This is a genomic window from Streptomyces lonarensis (assembly GCF_012033735.1).
Classification (GTDB): Bacteria; Actinomycetota; Actinomycetes; order Streptomycetales; family Streptomycetaceae; genus Streptomyces; species Streptomyces lonarensis.
Genome location: NZ_JAAVJD010000284.1, coordinates 1 through 5,835, shown reverse-complemented (window position 1 = coordinate 5,835; position 5,835 = coordinate 1). Strand labels below are relative to the sequence as shown.

Here is a 5,835-nt window from a genome sequence, read left to right as displayed (position 1 = left end):
GACGAGCGGCGCGGCCGGGGCCGGGGGGCCGCCGGCGGCCGGGGCCGCGGTCGGCTCCGCGCCGCGCAGCGGGACCTCGCGGATGAACCAGGCGGCGAGGAAGGCGGCGACGGCGACGCAGGCGCCGACGAGGAAGATCAGGCCGACGGCGGAGCTGACGGCCTCCTGGTAGGCGGTGCGCGCGGCGTCCGGGAGGGCGGCGAGCGACGCGGCGTCGAGCTGGCCGCCGCCCTCGCCGATCTCCACGTCCACCGCTCCGGCGGCGTCACCGAGGGAGGCGGCGAGGCGGGAGTTGAAGAGCGAGCCGAGAGCGGCGACTCCGAAGGAGCCGCCCAGGGTGCGGGCCAGGGTCGCCGTGGACGAGGCGACGCCGATGTCGCGCAGTTCGACGCTGTTCTGCGGGATGAGCATGGTGAGCTGCATCAGGCAGCCCATGCCGCAGCCGAGGACCGCCATCGAGAGGCCGGTGGTGAGCCGCGTGGTGTCGGGGCCGACGGTGGAGAGCAGCAGGAGTCCGGTGACGACCAGCGCGCCGCCGACGATGGGGAAGATGCGGTAGCGGCCGGTCCGGGTGGTGGCGCGTCCGACGATGAGCGAGACGCTCATCATCGCCAGGAGCATCGGGAGCAGCTGCATGCCGGAGTTGGTGGCGGAGGCGCCCTGCACGGCCTGCTGGTAGACGGGCAGGAAGATCATCGCGCCGAACATGACGATGCCGAGGACGAACCCCATGCCGACGGCGAGCGAGAAGTTCGGGTTGCGGAAGAGGCCGAGCGGCAGCAGGGGTTCGGAGACGCGGCGCTCCACCACGATGAACACCGCCAGGGTGGCGACGCCGACGACGGCGAGGCCGACGATGGTGGGCGAGAGCCACCCGTACTCGGAGCCGCCCCAGGTGGTGACGAGCACCAGCGCGGTGATGGCGACGGTCAGCAGCACGGCGCCGGTGTAGTCGATCCGGGCGGTGCTGCGGCGTTTCGGCAGGTGGAGGACGGTGGCGACCATGGCGATGGCGACCGCGCCGAGCGGGACGTTGATGTAGAAGGCCCAGCGCCAGCCGAGGCTGTCGGTGATGATGCCGCCGAGCAGCGGGCCGCCGATCATGGCGACGGCCATGATGCTGGCGAAGAGGCCCTGGTACCGGCCGCGCTCCCGGGGCGGTATCAACTCGCCGATGATCGACATGACGCCGACGAGCAGTCCGCCCGCGCCGAGCCCCTGGAGGGCGCGGAACCCGATGAGCTGGCCCATCGTCTGCGCCGCCCCGGAGGTGACGGAGCCGGCGACGAAGATGACGATGGCGGTGAGGAAGATGCCCTTCCGCCCGTACAGGTCGCCGAGCTTGCCCCAGACAGGGGTGGAGGCGGCGGTGGCGAGGGTGTAGGCGGTGACGACCCACGAGAGGTGGGCGAGGCCGCCGAGGTCGCCGACGATGGTCGGCATCGCCGTCGCGATGATCATGTTGTCGAGCATCGCCAGCAGCGCCGAGATCATCAGCGCGACGAGGACGATGCGGATACCGCGTGGTTTCCTGCCGGCCGTCTGCTGGTCGGCCGGCTGGTCGGGTCGGGTGTCCCGGGTCACTGCGCTCCCACCGGTTCTGCTCGCACCGGCCTCACTTACTTGCCGACCGGCTAGTTCGGGTACAGTAACGCAAGCTACGGCAGCTACTTGCCGGGCGTCAAGTCAGTTGGCGTGCCCGCGGCGGTGCGCCCGGTGCGCCCAGTGCGCCCGGTGCGGCGACGGCATCGCGAGCCGGCGTGGCTCGGCGGCAGCCGAGGCCGGGTGCACGGACGGGCGGTACGACACGGCCCGTCCTCGCGCCGACACGGCTGCGGGACAATACAGCGGCACGACCACGAGGCGGCACGGCGAGGGAGAGGCATGAGCGGCACGGAAGGCGACACGACCGGAGGCCGGCGTGGCAACACCCGCGGGCGAATCCAGGAGGTGGCCCTCCGCCTGTTCGTGGCGCGTGGCTACGACAACACCTCGCTGCGGGAGATCGCCGAGGAGCTGGACGTGACGAAGGCGGCGCTCTACTACCACTTCAAGACCAAGGAGGAGCTCGTCGTCGCGATCTACGACGAGTGGACCCGGCCCATCGACGCCATCGTGGCGTGGGCGGGCGAGCAGGAGCCGACGCTGGAGAACAAGCGGGAGATCCTGCGCCGCTACAGCGAGGCGATGGCCTCCGCCGGGCCGCTCTTCCGCTTCATGCAGGAGAACCAGGCCAGCCTGGGGCGGTTCCACCTCGGGGAACGGTTCAAGGAGCGGGTGCGGGTGCTGGGGGCGCTGCTGGTGCCGCCCACCGCGGCGACGGTGGACCGCATCCGCGGCCTGGCGGCGCTGCACACCATCCACGCCGCGGTCTTCGCCGTCTCCCAGTACATCGACGTCAGCCCGGAGGAGAAGCGGATCGCCGCGCTCCAGGTCGCCCAGGAACTCCTCACGGCCGCCGCGGCCGACGACCCTACCGGCGACCCGGCCGGCGACCCGGCCGACGGCGAGTCCCCGGCGGGGAACGCCGCGGCGGCCGCCGTGAACGGGAGCGGCGGCGCCGAGGACTGACCCAGGCCCCCGGCCCGCCCCGCACACACGACCGCGCCCCCGCCACCTCATCGAGAGGCGGCGGGGGCGCGGTCGTCTCAGGCGCTCAGTGGCGACCGTCCGCGGACAGCGGCTCAGCTGTCCTTGGAGAGGTTCGGCCCCTTGCCGGCCGCGGCGTCCACCGGCGGCGCGTCGGGCAGGGCGGCCTTCTCCTCACCGTGGAAGGTGAACTTGGCCTCCTTGTCCGTGCCCTCGGTGCCGACGACCACGATGTGACCGGGACGCAGCTCGCCGAAAAGGATCTTCTCCGACAGGACGTCCTCGATCTCCCGCTGGATCGTCCGGCGCAGCGGCCGGGCGCCGAGCACGGGGTCGTACCCGCGCTTGGCCAGCAGCGACTTGGCCTCCGGGGAGAGCTCGATGCCCATGTCCCGGTCCTTCAGCCGCTCGTCCACCTGGGCCACCATGAGGTCGACGATCTTGATGATGTCGTCCCGCGTCAGCTGGTGGAAGACCACCGTGTCGTCGACACGGTTCAGGAACTCGGGGCGGAAGTGCTGCTTCAGCTCCTCGTTGACCTTGGCCTTCATCCGCTCGTAGCCGGTGTTGACGTCGCCGGCCACGGCGAAGCCCATGTTGAAGCCCTTGGAGATGTCCCGGGTGCCGAGGTTGGTCGTCATGATGATGACCGTGTTCTTGAAGTCCACGACCCGGCCCTGGGAGTCGGTCAGACGACCGTCCTCCAGGATCTGCAGCAGCGAGTTGAAGATGTCCGGGTGCGCCTTCTCGACCTCGTCGAAGAGGACCACCGAGAACGGCTTGCGCCGCACCTTCTCCGTGAGCTGGCCGCCCTCCTCGTAGCCGACGTAGCCGGGAGGCGAGCCGAACAGCCGGGAGACGGTGTGCTTCTCGCCGAACTCCGACATGTCGAGGGAGATCAGGGCGTCCTCGTCGCCGAAGAGGAACTCGGCCAGCGTCTTGGACAGCTCGGTCTTACCGACACCGGACGGGCCGGCGAAGATGAACGAACCACCGGGACGCTTCGGGTCCTTCAGGCCGGCACGGGTACGGCGGATCGCCTGGGAGAGCGCCTTGATGGCGTCCTCCTGGCCGATGACCCGCTTGTGGAGCTCGTCCTCCATGCGGAGCAGACGCGAGGACTCCTCCTCGGTCAGCTTGAAGACCGGGATGCCGGTGGAAGCGGCGAGGACCTCGGCGATCAGCTCCTCGTCGACCTCGGCGACGACGTCCATGTCGCCGGCCTTCCACTCCTTCTCCCGCTGGGACTTCTGCGAGAGCAGCTGCTTCTCGTCGTCCCGCAGGGAGGCGGCCTTCTCGAAGTCCTGCGAGTCGATCGCGGACTCCTTCTCGCGGCGGACGTTCGCGATCTTCTCGTCGAACTCGCGGAGGTCCGGCGGCGCGGTCATCCGGCGGATGCGCATCCGGGAGCCGGCCTCGTCGATCAGGTCGATCGCCTTGTCCGGCAGGAAGCGGTCCGAGATGTACCGGTCGGCCAGCTGCGCGGCGGCGACCAGGGCGGCGTCGGTGATCGAGACGCGGTGGTGCGCCTCGTACCGGTCGCGCAGCCCCTTCAGGATCTCGATGGTGTGCGGCATCGACGGCTCGGCCACCTGGATGGGCTGGAAGCGGCGCTCCAGCGCGGCGTCCTTCTCCAGGTACTTGCGGTACTCGTCGAGCGTGGTGGCACCGATGGTCTGCAGCTCACCGCGGGCCAGCATGGGCTTCAGGATCGACGCGGCGTCGATCGCGCCCTCGGCGGCACCGGCGCCGACCAGGGTGTGCAGCTCGTCGATGAACAGGATGATGTCACCGCGGGTGCGGATCTCCTTGAGCACCTTCTTCAGGCGCTCCTCGAAGTCACCGCGGTAGCGGGAACCGGCGACCAGCGCGCCCAGGTCGAGGGTGTAGAGGTGCTTGTCCTTCAGCGTCTCCGGGACCTCGCCCTTGACGATCGCCTGGGCCAGGCCCTCCACGACGGCGGTCTTGCCGACGCCGGGCTCACCGATCAGCACCGGGTTGTTCTTGGTGCGACGGGACAGCACCTGCATGACCCGCTCGATCTCCTTCTCGCGCCCGATGACCGGGTCGAGCTTGGACTCGCGGGCGGCCTGCGTGAGGTTGCGGCCGAACTGGTCCAGCACCAGGGAGGTGGAGGGGGTGCCCTCGGTGGGGGCGCCCGCCGTCGCGGCCTCCTTGCCGCCGGAGTAGCCGGAGAGCAGCTGGATGACCTGCTGCCGCACCCGGTTGAGATCGGCGCCCAGCTTCACCAGGACCTGGGCGGCGACGCCCTCGCCCTCGCGGATCAGGCCGAGCAGGATGTGCTCGGTGCCGATGTAGTTGTGGCCGAGCTGGAGGGCCTCGCGCAGCGAGAGCTCCAGCACCTTCTTGGCCCGGGGGGTGAAGGGGATGTGGCCGGACGGGGCCTGCTGGCCCTGGCCGATGATCTCCTCCACCTGCTGGCGGACCGCCTCGAGCGAGATCCCGAGGCTCTCCAGGGCCTTAGCGGCGACACCCTCACCCTCGTGGATCAGACCCAGAAGGATGTGCTCGGTGCCGATGTAGTTGTGGTTGAGCATCCGGGCTTCTTCCTGAGCCAGGACGACAACCCGCCGCGCACGGTCGGTGAACCTCTCGAACATCGTTAATCGCTCCTCAGAGCGGTCAGTCAGTAAGGGGTCGGTCCCCTCCCTGTCCTTCCGCAGCTTAGTCCCGCGGCCCGGGACCGCTCATTCCAACTGCCGACACCGGCCCGAATCGCCTCAGCGTCGGATCAATGCAGCCGCCACCGGCCCTCCTGCCCCGAACAGCCGACAACAGTTCAACCCGATAGTGAGAGACGATGTTCCCGTAGGCGAGGAGATTCCACCTGACATGGCTTACGCCGAGGGCGAACAGCAATGTTCGCCGCGCAGGTCGGGCCCTCCTTCATCCTGCCGGGGGCACCCCCTCTTCACTAGGGGCTTCCTACCCGTCCAGGCTGTCACTCCATGCAGCGCGGACCCACAACATCCGCTACCGGCGAACACCGGAGAGCGGCGGACGGGTGGTCGGGGCGCCCGCCGGGCGCCGCGGACCGGGCCGGACGGACGCGGCTCGCGCCCTGCGGCGCCGTGGTGGCGGTGCCACCCGTGGCGGTGCCCGGGAGCACCGGCGAACACGCAGAGCAGCAGCATCGGGACCAAGCGTAGCCCAGGCCCGGGCGGCGGGCGCGGGCAGCAGCGGCGGCCACGGCGCGGCGGTTGGCCCGACCACCCGCCGGGGGGG

3 protein-coding genes are annotated in these 5,835 nt (G+C 70.4%); 1 reads left to right on the top strand and 2 read right to left on the bottom strand.

Going from position 1 to position 5,835, the window contains the following annotated elements:
• On the bottom strand, window positions 1–1,584 hold a 1,584-nt coding region (locus HCN56_RS22835; RefSeq protein WP_312871389.1), incomplete at its 3' end, for an MDR family MFS transporter.
• Between the two features lie 300 nt (window positions 1,585–1,884).
• Here HCN56_RS22835 and HCN56_RS22830 point away from each other — a divergent pair.
• On the top strand, window positions 1,885–2,571 hold the full coding sequence (locus HCN56_RS22830; protein ID WP_167974135.1) for a TetR/AcrR family transcriptional regulator: 687 nt from the start codon (window positions 1,885–1,887) through the stop codon (window positions 2,569–2,571).
• A 113-nt stretch (window positions 2,572–2,684) separates the two neighbouring features.
• On the opposite strand, the gene HCN56_RS22825 is transcribed toward HCN56_RS22830, so the two are convergent.
• Window positions 2,685–5,210 (bottom strand): ATP-dependent Clp protease ATP-binding subunit, encoded by a 2,526-nt coding sequence (locus HCN56_RS22825; RefSeq protein WP_167974133.1) that lies wholly within the window; start codon window positions 5,208–5,210, stop codon window positions 2,685–2,687.
• Window positions 5,211–5,835: the final 625 nt, after the last annotated feature.

Excerpts from the sequence above, each read along its gene's own strand:
- HCN56_RS22825 (WP_167974133.1), bottom strand. The coding sequence starts at position 5,210 with ATGTTCGAGAGGTTCACCGACCGTGCGCGGCGGGTTGTCGTCCTGGCT.
- HCN56_RS22830 (WP_167974135.1), top strand. The coding sequence starts at position 1,885 with ATGAGCGGCACGGAAGGCGACACGACCGGAGGCCGGCGTGGCAACACC.